The organism is Mycobacterium sp. ML4, assembly GCF_054515735.1.
Window position 1 is genome coordinate 415,660 of record NZ_JBTNSY010000001.1, and the last position, 16,802, is coordinate 432,461.

The following is a 16,802-nucleotide window of genomic DNA, read 5'->3' on the forward strand; positions in this document are numbered from 1 at the left end:
GGTCCTCCTCGGTTGCTCGGCCCAAACAGTGAACCCAGCGTACAAGGGGAGTCAGGAGCTGACGGCCGCGTGCTCGCGGATGAGCGCGCACACCTGCCACTGTCCGGGCACGCCTTTGAGTTCACGCCCACCGCGGCCGATGAACCGGTGCCGCGAACCGGTGACGATGTCGCGGACGGTCGAGGACACCAGCACCTCGCTGGGCCCGGCCAGCGCGCCCACGCGTGCGGCGATGTGTACGGCCATCCCGGCCACGTCACTTTTCTGGGGGCCGCGCACCTCGACCTCACCGGCGTGGATGCCCACCCGGACCTCGATGCCGAGCACGCGCACCGCGTCGATCACCGCGTCGCCGCAGGCCAGCGCGGCACTGGGGCTGGTGAACGTCGCGACGAAACCGTCACCGGCGGTGTTGACCTCCCGTCCGCCGAACCGCTGGATCTCGTGGCGGACGATGGTGTCGTGGTTGTCGAGCAGGTCGCGCCACCGGTAGTCGCCGAGCGCAGCGGCCCGCTGTGTCGAGCCGACGATGTCGGTGAACACGATCGTGGTGAGCACGCGTTCGGCATCCCCGCCACCGCGCACCCCGGTGACGAATTCCTCGATCTCGTCGAGCATCGCTGCGGCATCGCCCACCCAGTAGAGGGTGTCCTCGCCGGACAACTCGATCAGGCGCGCTCCGCCGATCCGGTCCGCCAGGTAGCGGCCGTGCTCGATCGGGCTGAACTTCCGGTTGTCACGATGCAGGACAAGTGTCGGCGCGGTGATGCGCGGCAGGGTGTCGCGCACGTCGGAATGCCGGACGGCGGTGATGATCGCGCGGGCCATGCTGGGTGACGCGGCCCGGTTGCCGGCCATGTCCCACCACGCGCGGAAGGCGTTGTCGGCTGCGACCGACGGAGCGATGATGCTCAGGATGTCGAAGCCCTGCTCGACGGCGTCCGGCTCCATGGCGACGGTCGTGAACGGGTCGGTGTCAGCGATCTCGTGGCCGATCGGATAATCGTCTGCACGCAGCGTCCGCGCCGCCCCGTTGATGAAGATCAGGCTGCTCACCCGCTCGGGGTAGTCGGCCGCGAGCACTAGGCCGGTCTTGGAGGTGAAACCCGGAGCCAGGATCGTCGCCCGCTCGCATCCGATGGCGTTCATCACGGCGATCGCGTCCTTGGCCCAGAGCTTCGGTCCGATGCTGTCCGCCGACGACACCCGCGACGACAGGCCGATGCCCCGTTGGTCGTAGCGGATCACCCGGGCAAACGACGCCAGGCGGCGGTGGAACCGGTACATCGACGGCTCGAGGTCTACGGTGTCGATGGGAATGGACGGCCCGGGTAGCACCAGCAGGTCGATCGGGCCGTCACCGAATACCTGATAGGCGATGTCCACCTCGCCGCAGGTGGCATAGCGAGTCCGCGGAACCTGCGCCACCACTACAGGCTAGTAAGCCCGGCCGACAATTTCACTTGCGGTATTCGGTGGCGCCGGCCGCAACCGGTACTGCCTGGTCCCACGTTGCGGTTCAGGTCCGATCCTTTTTCTCACCGGGCAGGTACTGCTGCAGTTTCTGCTTGACACCCTGTTTGATGAACCCGGCCGCATCTTCGTCACGGCCGAGCACCGCATGAGCCAGTGACTTGGCCTGATCGGAGGTGGCGTGCGGTGGGATGGGCGGAACGGGATCGCAACGCACATCCAGCACTGTCGGGCGGTCGGCCGATAGTGCGCGTTCCCAGGCGTGTCCCAGTTCATCTGCATTGTCCAGGTTTTCGGCATAGAGGCCGAGGCTGCGTGCGAATGCGGCGTAGTCTTTGTCCTCGGCACGCTGCCAGGCTGCAAGCAAGCCGTTAATGCCGTCCCCGGGATACCCGAAGACCTGATTGAACATCCCAGTCTCGAAGTCGGGCCAACATCACGTCGGCAACGGTGCCAGACATGGTGTACTACCCTCCTGCTGGCCGGAACACGATTCGATTCATCTGGCGAACGTTGTAAGGAAGTCTCGCTCGTGGTTGACGCGATATCCGTTCCGCCTATGTCCAAACGTGCCGGCCCCCAACCCACGTGCCGCAGGCAAAATGGCGCCCGGGATGGCTGGAACTGTTTCACGCCAAGCGGTTTCGTCATCCTGCCCCGCGCGTCGTATGGATCCGTTCAGGTCGCGGACCTACCCGCCGATGATCGGGACCAGGTAGCGCGCGGCGTACGCGCGGACCGCGGCTTCATCCGAGATGTCGAGGCGGTCGGTGGGAAAGACGATGATGCCCACGGCGACGCGCAGCAGAATCTCGGCGATGTTGGCGAGGTCGGTGTCGGCTATGTCAGCGCCGCAACGGCGAAGGGTGTGGGCGATGCCGTCGGCGAACCGGCCGATCGGGAAGACATGGGAACGCGAGAACATCCCGAACAGTTCGGGTTCACTCTGGGCGATCCGCGAATACAGCGGTGAGTCCCCGATCAGGCTCACCCCGAGGGTGAACGCCTCGATGACCGCCTCCCGCGGGCTGCGGCCGGTGGTGGCCTGATCCAGCGTGGAGAAGAACAATTCAGCCTCCCGCCGCACGACCGCCTCGAACAGCTCGTCCTTGGAAGAGAAGCGCCGATAGATGGTGCTACGGCTGACCCCGGCCCGGGTGGCGACATCTTCGATGTTGGATCGGCGCACCCCGTAGGTCTCGAAGACCGAGCGAGCGGTGTCCAGGATGAGTTCTTCGACGGTCGCGGTGCTGGTCGCCCGAACCCTCGTCACCATGCACCCCTCTCGCCGGGTATCGCCGCCGCGGCGCCGCAACGCTTCGGCTGCTATCGTGACACAAAAGTATGGTTTTGTGTCTTCGATTCACGGTCGGGGAGGGTGGTGATGACGGCGAGCTTCGACACCGGCGTCCGGGAGGCGACTCCCATCGTCATTGACGGCATCGACGACACAGCCCCGGTACTGGGCCCCGATTCGCTGATCTGGAAGTTCTACGGCGACTACCGGACCCAGCTGTTCGGATTCCAGCGCGTCGCCGGCACCGAGAACTGCATCGAACAGCTCGGTCAGGGCGTGCTCGATCATTCGGTGGTGTTCAGCGACACGCTGGGCCGGGCGAAGCGGACGGCGCCGCCCTTGATGAAAACCGTCTACGCCGACGACCCGCACACGTGGGGCCGTACCGTGCGGGACTTCCACAAGCCGATCAAAGGCACGGTCAGCGACGGCTCCCGCTATCACGCGTTGAACCCGGAGTTGTTCTACTGGGCGCACGCGACCTTCGTCGACCAGGTCCTCTACAACGCCGATACCTTCATCCGGCGGCTGACGCAGGCAGAGAAGGAGCAGATCTTCGCCGAAAGCAAAGTCTGGTACCGGCTTTACGGCGTCAGCGATAGGGGCCAGCCGCAAACCTACGATGAATTCGTCGAATATTGGGACGGCATGCTCGCCCGTTTCGTGCCGCATAAGACGGTGCTGTACGGCACCGGCTACATCCGTAAGGGCCTGCCGGCCCCACGCAGGATTCCCCGTCGGATGTGGCAGCTTTTGTCCGCGCCGCTGAACGCCTACGCCCGCCTGATCATCGTGGGGACCTGTCCGCCGCAGATGCGCGAGGTGTGCAATCTGGCCTGGGATGAGAAGAAGGAGAGGCGGTTTGCGCGGTTCGCCGCTGCGATGCGGGCCCTGAATCCGCTGATCAACCGGTTGCCGCTGCGCATGGTCTACGCCTCCTGGGCGGCCGATGGGTGGGAGCGTGCGGGCGTCGACCCGCGCCGGCTGCACAACCACCCGGCGGCGTAGACAGCGCGGCGCGATCAGTTCCCGCTGAAGGTGAACTGCCGCGGGTGGGGCTCATAGCCGATCTCATCGACCGACCCGACGCCACTGAAGATGTGCAGCACCCGGGTGTGCTCGCTTCCCACGTTGCGGAACTCATGCCACTCCTGCCGCGGCACAACGAGCACCTGGCCCGGCGTGATGTCCACCGGCCGGCCCGATTCGCCGACAAACTGCACGCCACCGCGCAGTGGTACGAAGACCATGTCGGCACAGGGATGCCGGTGCATGTGGTGGGTGAATCCAGGCGGGAACGTCAGCAGGTCGGCCACGATCTGTGGTGTCCCGGTCAGCGCATTGCTCAGCAGATGCTGGTTTACCTGGTGCCCGGTGATATCCCAGCGGGTGAAGACTTCAGTGGGTACGTCGTCGAAGGTCAATATCTGAACGGTGGCCACGGCGGCCTCCTTTCGAATCTGGCGTTACTGTACATAATCCTGCACACTCTACGAGGACATGCCGCGGTATATCCAGATCAGCTGTACATTGGGTGGATAGCTGTATGCAGTACTGTACACGCGGAGGATGACGGTGACGAACTCGACGCAGGGCCGTGCGGCCGGTCCGGCTCCCGGCGCCCTCGGCGGGCGGTTGCGTCGGGTTCGGGTCGATCGGGGGCTGTCCGTGCGTGAACTGGCCCGACGGGCGGGTTGCTCGGCGAGTCTGGTTTCGCAGGTCGAGCGAGGCGTAACCGCACCGTCTGCCGGGGTGGTCTACGCACTGGCCAACGAACTCGGCGTCTCACTCGACTATCTGTTCAGCACCGGCGAGGGCGCCACCGCCTCCCATGCTCGTTCCCATGGCGGCGACACGACTGGCATCCTGCAGAGGGCCAACGACAGGGCCACGATCGAACTGTCCACCGGCGTGCGGTGGGAGCGTCTGACGCCTACCCAGGACAACATGGCCGATTTCCTCGAGGTGGTGTATGAACCCGGGGGGCGGTCGTCGGAGACGGGGCGGGCCATTCGGCACGACGGTCGTGAGTACCTCTACGTTCTCGAGGGGGAATTGGAGGCCGTCGTCGGATTCGAAACGCTGCGGCTGCGACAGGGGGACGCACTGGCGTTCGACCCCGCGACCCCGCACCACTACCGCAACCCCACCGACCGGATCGTCCGCGTGCTGTCCGTGGTGGTGCAACGAGGCTCCTGACCGGGTCACACGTCGGATGAAGGCGAAACCCGTGCACGCCGGATCTTCAGGTGCCATTGTGACCATGGGTCATAACTATGTTTCGATGGTTGAAGATGGTCGAAAGCGATCGAGGGACACAGCCGATGAATCTTGTCTTGCAGGCGATGGATTCGGTTGCCGGCAGGTTGGCGAACCCGGCGCGGGAATCCGATCCCGACAAGTTGCGCGACGCCGTCTCCGGCAAGACGGTACTGGTCACAGGCGCGTCCTACGGCATTGGCGAGGCAACCGCACGCAAGCTGGCCGCTGCCGGAGCGACCGTCTTGATCGTGGCCCGTTCCGCCGACCGCCTGGAGGACATCGCGGCCTCGATCAACACCGGCGGGGGCCGGGCCGTCGTCTATCCGACCGACCTCAGCGACGAGGCCGCAGTCAGTGAGCTGACAAAACACATCAACGAGGACCACGGCCCGCTCGACATCATCGTGAGCAACGCCGGAAAGTCGTTACGCCGGTCACTGCACGAGCAGTACGACCGCCCGCACGACTTCCAGCGCACCATCGACATCAACTATCTGGGACCGATCTGGTTGTTGCTCGGGTTGCTTCCGGCGATGCGCGAGAACGCAAGGGGGCACCTGGTCAACGTGTCCAGCGTCGGCGTGCGGGTGGTACCGGGACCGCAGTGGGGCGCCTACCAAGCGTCCAAGGGGGCCTTCGACCGCTGGCTGCGCAGCGTGGCGCCGGAACTGCATGCAGACGGCATCGACGTCTCGACGGTGTACTTCGCGCTGGTCCGCACGCGGATGATCGAACCGACGCCGCTGCTCGGCCGGCTCCCGGGCCTGACCCCAGACGAGGCCGCCGACGCCGTGGCGAAAGTCATCATCGAGCGGCCCCGCACCAACGAACCGCCCTGGGTGTGGCCGGCCGAGATCGCCTCGGTCCTGCTGGCCGGGCCGGCCGAACGCGCCGCCCGGCTCTGGTACAGCCGGTTCATCGCCGAATCCGCCAAGGAAGTTCGGCAGTGACGGACAGCGTGGCCGGGACGATGGCGCGCGCGTTGCTGTCGTCGGGTCTGTTGGGTCCACCGGGTCCCACCACGGCTTTGCGGCTGGCTAGCGAAATATGCCGGGGTGGCACGAATCTCTGCACGCTCTTGGCGGTCTCGGCGGCGCGCTGGCCGCAGCGCACAGCGATCATTGACGAGGATGGCGCGCTCAGTTACCACGAGCTGCAGTCGATGACTGAATCAATGGCGGTGGAACTCCTCGACCTTGGTGTACGGGCGGGCCAACCGGTCGGTGTGATGTGCCGCAACGGGCGCAACTTCGTCACCGCGGTATTCGCCACGGCGTTGATCGGTGCCGACGTGGTATTGGTGAACACCGAATTCCGCTCCGACGCGCTCGCGGGCGCCCTTGGTGCACATCAGATCCGGGCGATGTTTTGTGACGACGAGTTCACCGCGCAGATTGCGGCGACCAACGAGCCCATCCAGATCATCGATCCGGCCACCGTCGAACCGCGACTGGATGTTCCGCGGCCCAAAGTGGCCCCGTCGGGTCGAATGGTGTTGCTGACCTCGGGTACCACCGGCATCCCCAAGGGAGTTCCACGAACGCCCCATCTCAGTTCGGGGGTGGGCGTCAGCATGACAATTCTGGCGCGTACCGGCCTGCGGGTCGGCTCGCGAATCTCCTTGGCTGCACCGATGTTTCACGGGCTCGGATTCGGCATTCTGATGATGGCTATCGCCCTGGGCGGCACGGTGCTCACCCGCCGCCGCTTCGACGCCGAAGCTGCGCTGGCCCAGGCGTCATTGCACCGCGCCGAGGCGATGAGCGCGGTGCCGATCATGTTGGCGCGCATGCTGGATCTGCCGCAACGGGTACGGGCGCGAAACCCACTGTCGTGCTTGCGGGTTGTCATCTCCAGCGGCGACCGGCTGGACCCCGGACTGGCGCGCCGGTTCATGGACGCCTACGGTGACGTCCTCTACAACCTGTACGGCTCCACCGAGGTCGGCATCGGATCTTTGGCGACACCGCAGGAGTTGCGTCGCTTTCCGGAGACGGTGGGCAGGCCGGTCGCGGGATGCCCGGTGCGCATCTACAACCGCAACGGCCGTCCCGTCGGGCCGCGGGTGACCGGCCGTATCTTCGTCGGTGGCGGGCTGGCATCCGACGGCTACACCGGTGGCGGCGGCAAGGCCGTCATCGACGGGATGAGCAGCACCGGCGACATGGGTTACCTCGACGAGGACGGCCGTCTGTACATCGTCGGCCGCGAAGACGACATGATCGTCTCGGGCGGGGAGAACGTATACCCACGCGCGCTGGAGAATGCGCTGTCCGGACACCCCGATGTGGCCGAGACTGCGGTCGTCGGCGTCGCCGATGAGCAGTTCGGCAAGCGACTGGCCGCCTTCGTCGTGCTGCGGGAAGACAGTGCCGCTGACGAGTCTGCGCTTCGAGAATACTTGAGGGGCAAGGTTTCCCGTTTTGAGCAGCCGCGGGACATCAACATCGTCGAAAGCATCCCGCGCAATCCGGCCGGCAAGGTGGTGCGCCGCGAGCTGTCCCATTAGGAGCCCCGCTGCCGTCAATCGGGTTCGCTGTCATCATCATCGGATTCCAAGAGTCTTCCCGGGCGGTGCATGCAGTTGGTTCGGGGCCGGCCGCAGTCCAGGTGTTTCGGTGCTATCCATTCGGTGTGGCCGTTGGCGTTTCGCCGGGTGATGTACTTGCGGAGTTCCACCATTCTGTTGTCCGGGCCGCAGGCCAAGGTCAGTTCGCCGATGTGGGTGCGTCGGGTGTTGAACCAGCCTTCGAGATGATGGACCTGGGTCCAGTAGCCGGGCACGGTGCACCCTGGCCGGGTGCAGCCACCGTCCCTGGCCAGCAGGGCAAGTCGTTGTTCGGGGGAGGCCAGGCGCTTGCCGTGGTAGAGGGCCAGGGTCTTGTCTTTGTCGAAGATCGCCAAATAGTGGTGCGCCGGGGAGGCCAGGCGGATGACGTCGGACATGGGCAATAGGGTGCCCCCGGCGGTCAGCCCGCGCCCGGCGCCGGCTTCCAGCTCGGCCAGGGTGGTAGTGACGATGATGGCGGTGGGCAACCCGTGGTGCCTACCTAATGCCTTGGATTCCAGAAGCTTTCGCAGTCCGGCCGCGATGGCGTCGTGGTTGCGTTGGGCCTGGTTGCGGGTGTCGCGGTCGACCGCGTCCAAGGGCGCTTTGCCCTCGGTGACGGGTTGCTCGTCGTCGGGGTTGCACATGCCGGGGGCGCCCAGTTTGGCCACCACGGGCTCGAGGGTGGCGCGGAACTCGGCGGTGATCAGCCCGCGGATCTCCGACATCCCGTCAGGCTGTTGAGCACCGAAGGTGATGCCGCGCGCGCGGGCGCGCTGCTCGTCAGCGAAGTCGCCGTCAGGCATGAGGTAGTTCTTGAGAAGCTTTGCGTAATGGGCCAATTCATCGGGACGGTATCCGGCGGCCGCTTTGCCGGCCAGGTCGCCTTCAGCCTTCTCCCGGGTGGTCCCATCAACGGCGCTGGGTAGCTTCTTGAAGAATTTGCTGATCAACTTGATGTGTCCCTCCCCGACGAGACCCTGGCGCTGCGCGGCAGCGGTAGCCGGCAGCAGCGGCGCCAACGGTTCGCCGGTCAGCGCGCGCCGTGGCCCGAGGTCGGCGGCGTCGGCGATGCGGCGGTCCGCATCGCCCTTGACGATCCGCAGCCGATCGGCCAGCGCCTGACCCAGAGTGCCGCCTAGCTCTGCCGGACTTGCCTGTGTCGCAAGCTGATTGATCAGCACATGGCCAGCGACCGGGATACGTCGGCACTCCACTTCCAGTTCGCCCAGCGTCGCCATCAACTCGTGGCTGGTCAACGCATCAGCGGTGAGTTCCAACAGACGTGACACCGACTCGCGAAGCGCGTCCAACGCTTCCACCCAGTCGGCACGCGTGCTGCAACTCATACCCCAATTCTAGTGAGGGGCACTGACATCCGAGTCCTCCGATTGCGGCGCAGGCTGCACCGCACTGACCGCCTTGTTCAACCACTGGGGCGCCAGGAACGAGACAGCGGTCGTTCCCGCGGTGGCACCGATCACGCCAGTCCAGGCCACCGGTCCCAGCGGCGTGCAGCCGAAGAACTGGCTGAGGACCGGTGTCTGAATGATGCCGACCAGGACACCCGCGCTGCCCAGCGCGGTGGCCACCACCAGGGGGCTGTGGCTGCGGGTAAGGAGCGTCTGCGTCAGCTGAGTCGTCACCAGCGCAGTCAAACCCATTGTGGCCGTTCGCCGTTCGCTGCCCGGTGTCCAGCGTCCGATGGCCCACGCTGCGGTGGCCCCCGCGGCGGTGATGACCCCGCGATTGACGATCTGCCGCATCAGCGGCTCGTCCAGCGACGGGGCCGGCTGGGTCAGCAGCTCGCGCTGCAACCGCCGGCGCGCTTCCTCGATCTGGTCGTCGGTGAGGCCCTCGTCGTCCTCGGGGTCGTCGTATTGAGAGGTGACCGCGACGGCCAGCGCGGGGAACATGTCGGTCAGCAGGTTGACCAGCAACAGCTGGCGCGTCCCCACCGGTGCCCGCCCCTGGCCGAACGCGGTGCCCAGGATGGTGAACAAGACCTCGCCGACGTTGCCGCCCACCAGGATCGTGACGGCGTCACGTACCCCGGCCCACATGTTGCGGCCCTCGACCAGCGCGTCGATCAGCACGCCCAGGTCGTCATCGGTCAGCACGATATCGGCCGCACCTCGGGCGGCCGAGGACCCGCGACCGCTGACCCCGATGCCGACGTCGGCCATCCGGATCGCGGCGGCGTCGTTGGCGCCGTCGCCCACCATGGCGGTCACTCGCCCGCTGCGCTGCAGCGCAGCGACGATCTGCACTTTTTGCTCCGGGCTGACGCGAGCGAAGACCTGCACGTCCGCGGCGAGCTTGGCGTGCCCTTCCTCGTCGAAGCCGGCGAACTCGGCCCCGGTCACCACCCGGACGTCGGCGGGCAGGCCCAGCTGCCGGGCGATCGCGCGTGCGGTGATGGGATGGTCACCGGTGATCAGCACCACGTTGCGCTCGGCTTCCACCAGCGCTTCGATCAGCGGCCGCGCCGACGCCCGGGCGGTGTCGGCCAATCCGACATAGCCGATCAGTTCCAGATCGTGCGCGGCGGCGTCGACAGCGTCGGAATCGGTGTCGCCGTCGGCGGTGCCCAGTTCCCACGGGCGCTGCGCGACGGCAAGCACCCGCAAACCTTGTGCGGCGAGGTTGTGCACCAGCGACTCGGCCTCGGGATCGACGGATCGGCAGCGCGGCAGGATTGTCTCCGGCGCGCCCTTCAGCATCAACACGGGCGTCGTATCGCTGAGCTCCGCACCGATGGAGGCGGCGTAGCCGCGGCTCGATTCAAAGGGCACCTCGGCAAGGACTGTCCAGGGCGAATCACCCTCGGCGTCAATCGAACTGGCGGCGGTGATGATCGCCTCGTCGGTAGCGTGCGCGTGGCCTTCGCCGTCATGCGGCTGTGTTGAGGCACGAGCGGCGGCCCGCAACACCGCGATGGACTGCGGGTCGTCGGACTCCGGAAACGGTCCTTCGGGACCGATGCCCTTGGGCACCGCACGCACAACGCGCAGCCGGTTCTCGGTGAGAGTGCCGGTCTTGTCGAAACACACGGTGTCGACCCGCCCGAGCGCCTCGATGGCCCGTGGCGATCGCACCAGCACACCGCGAGTCGTGAGGCGCTGTGCCGCCGCGAGCTGGGACAGGGTGGCCACCAGCGGCAGCCCTTCGGGGACCGCCGCGACCGCGATGGCGACACCGTCGGCGACCGCCTGCCGCAGAGACGAACGACGCAGCAACGCCAAGCCGGTCACGGTGGCGCCGCCGGCCAGGGTGAGCGGTAACACCTTGCTGGTGAGCTCGCGCAACCGCGCCTGCACGCCCGCCGACGTCTCGACGTTGGCGACCGCCGAGATGGCGCGCTGAGCGGCCGTGCCGACTCCGGTGGCGACGACGATCGCGCGTGCCCGGCCCGCGACGATCGTGCTGCCCTCGAACAGCATGCTGGCCCGCTCCGGGTCGTGGACGGCGACGGGATCCACCTGCTTGTCCACCGGCAGTGACTCGCCGGTGAGAAAGGATTCGTCGACCTCGAGATCATCGGCGACCAGGATGCGGGCGTCGGCCGGTACCACCTCGGGGGCGGCCAGATCGATGACGTCGCCGGGCCGTAGTTTCTTGGCCGACACGGTCGCGGTGCGGGTGGCGTGCTGAGCGGCCTCGAGCCGGCGTCGGGTGGTCGCTACGGCCGGCACCACGACGCGACGCACCAGCTGGTCCTGTTCGGCGAACAGTTCCGCCGCCGCCGCCTCGGCCCGCAGCCGTTGCACACCCCCGGTGATCGCGTTGACCGCCATCACACCGGCGACCAGCAGCGCGTCGACGTTGCTGCCCACGATCGCCGAGGCGGCCGCACCCACCGCCAGGATCGGGGTCAGCGGATCGCGCAGTTCCACGCGGGTGGCCGCGGTGAGCCGGCCCAGCACCTGAGCGGGGCCCCGCAGCGGAGCGACGACCGGTTCGTAGGACAGGTCGTCCAGTCGTCGGCGCCAGGTCGGTGTGCCGGGTTCGACCGCCAGCGGGCGGGAGCCGCCGGCGAGTCGGGAGTACACGATCTCGGGGTCCAGGGCGTGCCAGGCGGTCAGCGGTTGCGGTGTCGGATCCGGCATCCGCAACACCCGCGCGGCCGACAGGGACCCGGACAGTAACGCTGTCACGGCGGCGGCATTAACCGGGTTGAGCCAGCGCCGGAAGGACGCCGGATTGCTGGTTCTGCCGTCTTCCCCGGTAACCAGCAGCAGCCCGGCCAGTGTGGTGCCGCCCTGGGCCAGGTGGACCGCGGATTCGCTCGCGGCACGTGCTACCGGCAGCGCGGACAGGATCCGCACCGCGGCGGCCAAGTCGGTTCCGGTGATGATGTCGGCGGTCCAGGGCGTGGCCGCGCGCGGGTCATCCAGGGCGACCCCGATGTCGGCGATGGCCAGCGCAGCCAGCGTGTCGGTGGACGCGAAATCGCGGTGCAGGGCGGTGATCAGCAGTACCGGTCCGCGGTCCACCCGTAGATCGCGGACCAGCTTCAGCAGCGGCGTTCCGGGTGGATGCGTGGAGCCGACGCTGGCGGACAGGTCTTCGGTTCCGGCTACGTGGCGCAGCACCACCCGGGCGCCGGTGCGGTGTGCGGTCTGCAGCAGCGGGATCGCGAAGGGATCGACTTCCCACCCGACGTCCACGCTGCCCACCCGGTCGCCGTCGTTGATCAGCTCAGCGTGTTCGAGACCTTGCGCAGGCGTCGCCGAGGGGCCCTGCGAGCGAATCCATTTCAGCCGTGCACCGATGGCCGGCAATTCGTCGGGGTCGGGCTCGGGCGCCTCCTCGCCGTGCAGCAACGCGTCGGCGACCTCGTAGACACGGTCGTCGTCCCAGCCGGGCTCGTCGCCCCGGGCGCGAAGCACCGCACGGTGGTCGCCGCGCAGCGCGGCGCCGTCGATGACCACCACCTGCACCCGGTCCAGCCGACGCAGCGCACCCGGATCGAGCAGCAGCAGCCCGGCGTTGGCCAGGCCGCGACCGAGTGTCGTGGCGAACGCCTCACGACCCACGTGCGCGGCCTTGGGAACTCCGGCCAGGATCGCCTCGGCCGCCGCGGCGGCACCTCCGCCGGCGAACAGTGCGCCGGCCGCCGCGACCACCGAACCGCTCGCGGCCTGGTCCACGTAGTTCTCGATGGGGCCCTTCATGGAGCCCTTGCCGGTGTCGATCGCGGCGTCGATGGCACCGTCCACCACGACGTGCGACGCTTCGCCCGCGGCGGCGGCGGCCCAGTTGTGCCGGGGCGTGTGCTCGTCTGCGGCCGACGAGAGGATCGGCACCACCGGAGCCTGCGGCCGGGTTGGAGAGGCGAGTTCGGGTTCCCGTTCCCGCCACCGCTGCCGGTGCGCCGTGGCCTCGGAAAGTTGCAGCCCACGTTGCGCAAGATTCAGCAGGGGAGTGCCGACCGACTGGCTCAATCCGTATGCCAGCGCCGTCGAACCGCTGAGCGCGATGTCGGTGCCGACGCGGCCGAGCTTGGACTCCAGGACGGCCACCACCCGAGGTTGATAGTTCATCAGCGCGGCGGCGGCCCGCGCACTGCGGGGTGCCATGGGCAACCGGGTGAACCAGCCAGTGACGGCCGCGCCGGCCGCGACGGCATCCATCGCCGCGGCCGTCAGCGGCACCAGAATCGCCAACGGATTGCCAGGGTCCGCGAACGGTGCGGCCTGGGGTGTGGGGCCACTCTCGGTGGCGGTGAGGTCGGCCGCCACCGCCGCCGCCGTGCCGCGCACCTGATCGAGGACGTCGTCGGCGTCGGCGTCCTCGGCGATCTCGATGACCAGTCGGCCCAGCGCGCCTTCGACGTGTGCCTTCTCTACCCCGGCAATGCGGCGAACCGGCTCCTCGATCACCGGGGCGTACTCGTGCCAGCGTGGGAACGGCAGTAGCGGATCGAGGTCCAGGTGCACACGTCGCCCGCTCTGCCATCGCACCGGGGGAGTGACGGTGTCGGGTGCGCCGTTGAGCGAACCCAGCCCGATCGCCCGGCCGGTGTTGTGCGCCACCGTCTGCACCACGGGCCCGACCAGGTCCGTCACCGGGCTGGTCAGGGTCTGCACAGCTCCCACGGCACCGGCCGCGCTGTTGACCCCGGCCTGCAACGCCTGAACAGCTCCACCGGTGAGAGTGCCGACAAGGTCGGCCACACCCGGTATCTTCATCCATCACCCTTCGATTGCGTCTACCGCGCCAATCCTCCCGGGGCCTCGATGACCTGTCCACACGGCCCGCGGAATGCGGCTGGGTTACCGGGTGAGCGGCAACCCAAACGTGGCGAACAGGGTCGGATCGAGGAAGACGGTCATCGCTACGATCCCGGGTGTCCCGGCCCGGGAACGGCAGGTGAGGACCTGGATGGAATGGGCTGCCATGATGTTATCGTCGGTGCGCCGATATTCCGCGACCGCGGGTTGCGCGTTGGCGCGCGTCGGGATCATCACCACGCCGCCGGGCGCGGCGAAGGCGCGGTCGGTCAGGAAGCGCAACACGTCTGCACGCCCGGTGAACCACTCCGGCATCGGCGGCATCTCTAGCCTGATGTCGTCATGCAGCACCGAGGTCAGCTTGGCGACGTCGGCGTTCTCGAAGGCCGCGCAGTAGCGGTCGACCAGATCGCGGAGCTGTGCGTCGTCGGGCTCGGTGACATCGTCTTCGTCCGGTGCGATCTCGGCAAGCCGGCCGCGGGCACGTTGCAGGGAACTGTTGACCGCCGCGGGCGTCGTCTCCAGCAGCTCGGCCACTTCCGCGGCGCTGAACTGGACGACGTCGCGCAGGATCAGCACTGCCCGCTGTCGCGCCGGCAGCTCCTGCAAGGCGGTCATCACCGCAAGCCGGACACTCTGGCGCAGGGTGAGGGCGTCCTCCGGGGTCTGGAACAGGTAGGCGTCCGGGATGGGCTCCAACCACTCGCTGTCACCGATCGGGTCGTCGGCCGGAAGCGCCCGGCGCGCGCGGTTCTCCAGTGCCCGCAGGCATGCGGTCGTCGCAATCCGGTACAGCCAGGTACGCAGCGCCGCGCGTTCCCTGAGCGCCGGATAACCGCGCCAGCCGCGCAGGTAGGTCTCCTGGACCAGGTCCTCGGCGTCGTGCACCGAACCCAGCATCCGATAGCAGTGCGCGATCAACTCGGCCCGGAACGGCGCTGCCCGCTCGATAAACTCCGACTGCTCCGACATGTCCTAATAGATACCTGCGCGGCCGGAAAATCATCGCCGGCCTGGACCGCGATGAATCGTGGGCGCGCGGCGTATCTGCATTGGTGAAGTTCCATCACACCGAAAGGGACCCATCACCGTGAATCACTCAATTGCCGGTACGACGGCGATCGTCACCGGAGCCAGCCGCGGATTCGGCCGGGCCATCGCAGCCGCGCTCATTGAAGCCGGTGCGCATGTCGTCGGCGTGGCACGAACCCACGCCCGTCTGCGGGAGGTGCGCGACGAGCTCGGTGACGGCTTCACCGCATTGGCCGCGGACGCCGCGGACGCCGAGACGGCTGCCCGGCTGATCGACCACCACCGTCCGCGGACCATCGTGCTGGCCGCCGGGCTCGCGCCGCGGATGGGGCCGCTGATGGAGCAGACCTGGGCGACTTTCGTGGAGAACTGGAATGTCGACGTGGCGCAGACATTCCACTGGATCCGCTACGCGTTGCGACGGCCGTTGGCGCCCGGCAGCACCGTGATCAGCCTGTCGAGCGGCGCGGCGGTCAACGGGTCGCCGCTCAGCGGCGGGTACGCGGGCGCCAAGGCCACCGTCAAGTTCATCACCGGCTACGCCGCCGAGGAAGCGCAGCGAGCGCGGTTGGGCATCAGCTTCGCCTCGGTGCTGCCGCGGCTGACTCCCGCGACCGACCTGGGGGCCAAGGCCGTTGCCGCCTACGCCGCCCGGCAGGGTATGGATGTCGATGCGTTCGTGGCGGCTGCCGGGGCGGTGCTCACTCCAGAGCAGGTCGGGCTTGCGGTACGGGGCATGGTCGAACGTCGGGACAGCGGCGCCTATCTGTTGACTTCCGCCGGGCTGTCACCGGTGGCATGAAAAGGCACGCGAGAAGGGAGATCGCCGTGAAGACACCTCCGATCGTGTCCGCCGACGACTGGGCCGACGCGCATCAGCGGTTGCTGGCGAAGGAGAAGGAACTGACGCGCGCGCGGGATGCGCTGGCCGCCCAGCGGCGCCGGATGCCGTGGCTTGCCGTGGAGAAGGACTATGTGTTCGAAGGTCCGGACGGGCCGATGAGCCTGCCGGACCTTTTTACGGGCCGCCGCCAGCTGGTTCTGTACCGCGCGTTCTTCGAGCCGGGTGTGCACGGCTGGCCCGATCACGGGTGCCCGGGCTGCTCGATGGTCGCCGATCACATCGGCCACCTTGCGCACGTGAACGCGCGTGACACCGCCCTGGCTTTCGCCTCACGGGCGCCACAGGCCGACATCGAACGCCTGAAGCAGCGGATGGGGTGGCAGATGCCGTGGTACACGCTGACCGACGGGTTCGACGTGGACTTCGGGGTGCACGAATGGCACGGCACCAACGCGTTCATCCAGGACGGGTCACGCGTGTACCGCACCTACTTTGTCAACAACCGCGGCGATGAGGTGCTGGGCAACACCTGGAGCATCCTCGACATGACGGCGCTTGGGCGCCAGGAGGATTGGGAGGACTCACCGGAGGGCTACCCGCAGACCAAGCCGTACGAGTGGTGGTCCTGGCACGACTCGTACGCCGAGCACGTGCCGTCACGGTGGTTCGGAGATCCCGATCCCGATGACCCCAATGATCAACGGCCACCGCGGAGTTGAATTGATGTATAGGGGAATGCCGCGGTGGCCGGTGAACGGCCACGCGCAGCGATAGGGACTCGGGAAAACCGCCCTACAAATATCGGTGGTTTGCCCTGCCGACGTGGTACCCGGCCGGGAACGACTTCTCGATGACCTGGAGATGGTGGTCCACCCTGGACTCCAGCTCGAGGACTACGCAGCCGTCGCCGACCGCTTTGGATTCGAGAACGATGTACCGCTGGCCGCCGTCGGTGATCGGGTCACCTGAATGCAAACTCTCGACGGGCACCAATTCGGGGGTTCCGTGTGACTCCACGTTAGCCACAGTAGGTCAACTCGGCAGGCGAGGAAATAGTCTCAGGAACCTGGCGGGCCGTCCGGCTCGAGGTGCACTTCCGGTGGTAGCGGG

The 16,802-nt window shown here is 67.5% G+C and carries 13 protein-coding genes and 1 pseudogene; 6 read left to right on the forward strand and 8 right to left on the reverse strand.

What is annotated here, in order from left to right:
- Positions 1–51 precede the first annotated feature (51 nt).
- The 3 genes and pseudogenes from ACX9NE_RS01915 to ACX9NE_RS01925 all read right to left on the reverse strand — a co-directional run bounded on the left by ACX9NE_RS01915 (position 52) and on the right by ACX9NE_RS01925 (position 2,746).
- Positions 52–1,428 carry an adenylate/guanylate cyclase domain-containing protein gene (locus ACX9NE_RS01915; protein ID WP_459363063.1) on the reverse strand — a complete coding sequence of 459 codons (1,377 nt, stop codon included), beginning with the start codon at positions 1,426–1,428 and terminating at the stop codon, positions 52–54.
- A 91-nt stretch (positions 1,429–1,519) separates the two neighbouring features.
- Positions 1,520–1,825 (reverse strand): annotated as a pseudogene (locus ACX9NE_RS01920) (thiamine pyrophosphate-requiring protein); the annotation flags it as partial.
- Positions 1,826–2,164: 339 nt separating this feature from the next.
- The gene (locus ACX9NE_RS01925) at positions 2,165–2,746 is read right to left on the reverse strand and encodes a TetR/AcrR family transcriptional regulator (RefSeq protein ID WP_459363064.1); all 582 of its coding nucleotides are present in this window, start codon (positions 2,744–2,746) and stop codon (positions 2,165–2,167) included.
- Positions 2,747–2,857: 111 nt separating this feature from the next.
- Between ACX9NE_RS01925 and ACX9NE_RS01930 the strand changes: the two genes are divergently transcribed.
- Entirely contained in the window at positions 2,858–3,778 is a 921-nt protein-coding gene (locus ACX9NE_RS01930; protein ID WP_459363065.1) for an oxygenase MpaB family protein, read from the forward strand.
- 14 nt (positions 3,779–3,792) lie between these two features.
- Here the strand turns inward: ACX9NE_RS01930 and ACX9NE_RS01935 are convergent, their stop codons facing one another.
- Positions 3,793–4,212 carry a cupin domain-containing protein gene (locus ACX9NE_RS01935; protein ID WP_459363066.1) on the reverse strand — a complete coding sequence of 140 codons (420 nt, stop codon included), beginning with the start codon at positions 4,210–4,212 and terminating at the stop codon, positions 3,793–3,795.
- 133 nt (positions 4,213–4,345) lie between these two features.
- On the opposite strand from ACX9NE_RS01935, the gene ACX9NE_RS01940 reads away from it, so the two are divergent.
- The 3 genes from ACX9NE_RS01940 (at position 4,346) to ACX9NE_RS01950 (ending at position 7,541) form a co-directional block, all read left to right on the forward strand.
- Positions 4,346–4,969 carry a helix-turn-helix domain-containing protein gene (locus ACX9NE_RS01940; protein ID WP_459363067.1) on the forward strand — a complete coding sequence of 208 codons (624 nt, stop codon included), beginning with the start codon at positions 4,346–4,348 and terminating at the stop codon, positions 4,967–4,969.
- A 125-nt stretch (positions 4,970–5,094) separates the two neighbouring features.
- Entirely contained in the window at positions 5,095–5,982 is an 888-nt protein-coding gene (locus ACX9NE_RS01945) for an SDR family NAD(P)-dependent oxidoreductase (protein ID WP_459363068.1), read from the forward strand.
- 20 nt (positions 5,983–6,002) lie between these two features.
- On the forward strand, positions 6,003–7,541 hold the full coding sequence (locus ACX9NE_RS01950) for an AMP-binding protein (RefSeq protein WP_459363083.1): 1,539 nt from the start codon (positions 6,003–6,005) through the stop codon (positions 7,539–7,541).
- Positions 7,542–7,555: 14 nt separating this feature from the next.
- Here ACX9NE_RS01950 and ACX9NE_RS01955 read toward each other — a convergent pair whose 3' ends face one another.
- The 3 genes from ACX9NE_RS01955 to ACX9NE_RS01965 all read right to left on the reverse strand — a co-directional run bounded on the left by ACX9NE_RS01955 (position 7,556) and on the right by ACX9NE_RS01965 (position 14,788).
- A complete protein-coding gene (locus tag ACX9NE_RS01955; RefSeq protein WP_459363069.1) occupies positions 7,556–8,929 on the reverse strand; it encodes an HNH endonuclease signature motif containing protein in 1,374 nt (457 codons plus the stop codon).
- A gap of 9 nt (positions 8,930–8,938) precedes the next feature.
- Positions 8,939–13,774, reverse strand: a complete 4,836-nt coding sequence (locus tag ACX9NE_RS01960; protein ID WP_459363070.1) for a cation-translocating P-type ATPase — start codon at positions 13,772–13,774, stop codon at positions 8,939–8,941.
- A gap of 84 nt (positions 13,775–13,858) precedes the next feature.
- Positions 13,859–14,788 (reverse strand): RNA polymerase subunit sigma-70, encoded by a 930-nt coding sequence (locus ACX9NE_RS01965; RefSeq protein ID WP_459363071.1) that lies wholly within the window; start codon positions 14,786–14,788, stop codon positions 13,859–13,861.
- Positions 14,789–14,906: 118 nt separating this feature from the next.
- Here ACX9NE_RS01965 and ACX9NE_RS01970 point away from each other — a divergent pair, with 118 nt between their 5' ends.
- Both ACX9NE_RS01970 and ACX9NE_RS01975 read left to right on the forward strand, forming a co-directional pair.
- On the forward strand, positions 14,907–15,650 hold the full coding sequence (locus tag ACX9NE_RS01970) for an SDR family oxidoreductase (RefSeq protein WP_459363072.1): 744 nt from the start codon (positions 14,907–14,909) through the stop codon (positions 15,648–15,650).
- 26 nt (positions 15,651–15,676) lie between these two features.
- Positions 15,677–16,411, forward strand: a complete 735-nt coding sequence (locus ACX9NE_RS01975; protein WP_459363073.1) for a DUF899 domain-containing protein — start codon at positions 15,677–15,679, stop codon at positions 16,409–16,411.
- Positions 16,412–16,484: 73 nt separating this feature from the next.
- Here ACX9NE_RS01975 and ACX9NE_RS01980 read toward each other — a convergent pair whose 3' ends face one another.
- Complete coding sequence (locus tag ACX9NE_RS01980) at positions 16,485–16,709, reverse strand: hypothetical protein (protein WP_459363074.1); 225 nt, start codon at positions 16,707–16,709, stop codon at positions 16,485–16,487.
- Positions 16,710–16,802 lie beyond the last annotated feature (93 nt).